The sequence below is a fragment of the Herbaspirillum sp. B65 genome, from assembly GCF_000333555.1.
GTDB classification, from domain to species: domain Bacteria; phylum Pseudomonadota; class Gammaproteobacteria; order Burkholderiales; family Burkholderiaceae_D; genus Herbaspirillum; species Herbaspirillum rubrisubalbicans.
In genome coordinates, this window is sequence record NZ_BADI01001189.1 from 1 (window position 1) to 1007 (window position 1007).

General features: G+C 64.3%; 1 protein-coding gene. It reads left to right on the forward strand.

The annotated features are described in order from the left end of the window. Positions 1-11: 11 nt before the first annotated feature. Positions 12-1007, forward strand: a 996-nt coding sequence (ligA, locus tag I5W_RS28455) for an NAD-dependent DNA ligase LigA (RefSeq protein WP_044531777.1), incomplete at its 3' end; no start/stop codon positions are given.

Below are 1007 nucleotides of genomic sequence, written 5' to 3' on the forward strand. Positions count from 1 at the left end.
TGCAAGATGACTTGTTTTCCGCCGCACGGCCCCCGCAAGGGGCGCCGGAGTGGCTGTTGCGCGCCCGTGCGTTGCGCGACGAACTGAACCGCCATAACCACAGCTACTACGTGCTCGATGAGCCCAGCATCCCGGATGCCGAATACGACCGGCTGTTTCAGGAATTGCAGGCGCTGGAAACCGCCCATCCCGAACTGCTCACTGCCGATTCGCCCACCCAGCGCGTGGGTGCCGGGCCGCTGCCGCAATTCGAACCGGTGCGCCACGACATTCCCATGCTCTCGCTAGGCAACGGTTTTACCGACGAAGATATCGAAGCCTTCGACAAGCGCGTGCGCGATGGCCTGGAAACCCTACAGGAAGTGCGTTACGCCACCGAGCTGAAGTTCGATGGCCTGGCCATCAGCCTGCGCTATGAAAACGGCGTGCTGGTACAGGCCGCCACCCGCGGCGACGGTACCACGGGTGAGAACGTCACTGCCAATATCCGCACCGTGCGCGCCATTCCGCTGCGCCTGCATGGCGAAAACCTGCCGCAAGTGATCGACGTGCGTGGCGAAGTGCTGATGTACAAGGACGACTTTGCGCGCCTGAACCAGCGCCAGCGCGATGCCGGCCAGAAGGAATTCGCCAACCCCCGCAACGCCGCCGCCGGCAGCCTGCGCCAGCTGGATTCGCGTATCACCGCGCAGCGTACGCTGCGCTTTTTTGCCTACGGCATTGGCGTACTGGAAGGCGCCGAGATGCCGGCCTCGCATTCGGCGCTGCTGGACTGGTACCAGCAACTGGGCCTGCCAGTGTGCAAGGAGCGCGCCGTGGTAACCGGCGCGGCCGGCTTGCTGGACTTCTTCCGCAGCATCGGCACAAAGCGCGAGAGCCTGCCTTACGAGATCGATGGCGTGGTCTACAAGGTCGACCGTCTGGACCAGCAAAAACACCTGGGCTTCGTCTCGCGCGCCCCGCGCTTTGCCCTGGCCCACAAGTTCCCGGCGCAGGAAGCGCTGACG